Source organism: Vibrio sp. Y176 (assembly GCF_033438945.1).
In genome coordinates this window covers 1-1118 of the sequence record NZ_JAWOQS010000106.1, presented here as the reverse complement: position 1 = coordinate 1118, position 1118 = coordinate 1, and the positions used below count along the sequence as shown (strand labels likewise).

Below are 1118 nucleotides of genomic sequence, written 5' to 3'. Positions count from 1 at the left end.
CGAATATCGTCACTTTGTGCGATTGCCAGATCGGCTAGCGGGTCAGCGCCATGTTGGTACTCGGCGATTTTGATAAGCAGCTCGACTTCTTCATATTTCGCCAACATTTCACGCAGATGCGCGGCAGAAGCTTGATGATCCGGCTCGACAATTTGGTTCATTACTCGGCTTGCTGAGCGGAGCACATCGATGGCCGGGTAGTGGTTCATTGCCGCCAATTTCCGTGAAAGGATAATGTGTCCATCCAGAATGGATCGCGTTTCATCTGCGACAGGCTCGGTCATGTCGTCACCTTCGACCAATACGGTGTAAAGGGCAGTGATAGAGCCTTTGTCCGATTGACCGGCACGCTCCATTAGTTTTGGCAGTGCGGCAAAAACAGAAGGCGGATAACCACGTCGAGTTGGTGGTTCACCAGCGGCAAGGCCAATTTCACGTTGGGCACGAGCAAAACGGGTGACGGAGTCCATCAGCAGCAAAACGCGCTTGCCTTGGTCTCGAAAATATTCGGCGATAGAAGTCGCAACGAACGCTGCTTTTGCGCGCTCCATGGCTGGTCTGTCGGATGTCGCAACGACCAGCACTGAACGCGCCATACCTTCTTCGCCCAAGTCGTGTTCGATGAACTCTCGCACTTCTCGCCCACGTTCGCCAATCAGAGCAAGAACGGTTACGTCTACGTCCGCAGAGCGAATCAGCTTCGCCAGCAAGGTACTTTTACCGCCGCCAGCCGCAGCGAAAATGCCCATACGTTGGCCTTCACCACAAGTGAGCAAACCATCTATGGAGCGAACGCCAAGCGAAATTGGTTTTTCGATCAATTTACGCTGCATCGGTGGCGGGGCATCACGATAAACGGGATACCAAGCACTTGGCTCTTGGCTTTGTGCACCATCGAAAGGGCGCCCCAGTCCATCGAGGATTTTACCCAGCAAGTGATCGCCGACACCGACTTCGTGCATTTTCCCCATCGGGCTCACCTCGGTATTGGATGAAATGCCAAACATGTTGCCAAGTGGGGTAAGCAGCGCGTGATGTTGTTGAAAGCCGACGACTTCAGCCAACAACGATAAGGTTTGATCGGGATTGCGCAGCTCACACAACTCTCCAACGCGTAC

1 protein-coding gene is annotated in these 1118 nt (G+C 53.6%); it reads right to left on the bottom strand.

The window, feature by feature from the left end:
- Positions 1 to 1118 (bottom strand): SctN family type III secretion system ATPase VscN (gene vscN / locus R7O13_RS24415; protein WP_318304874.1); only part of this gene is annotated, 1118 nt, incomplete at both ends.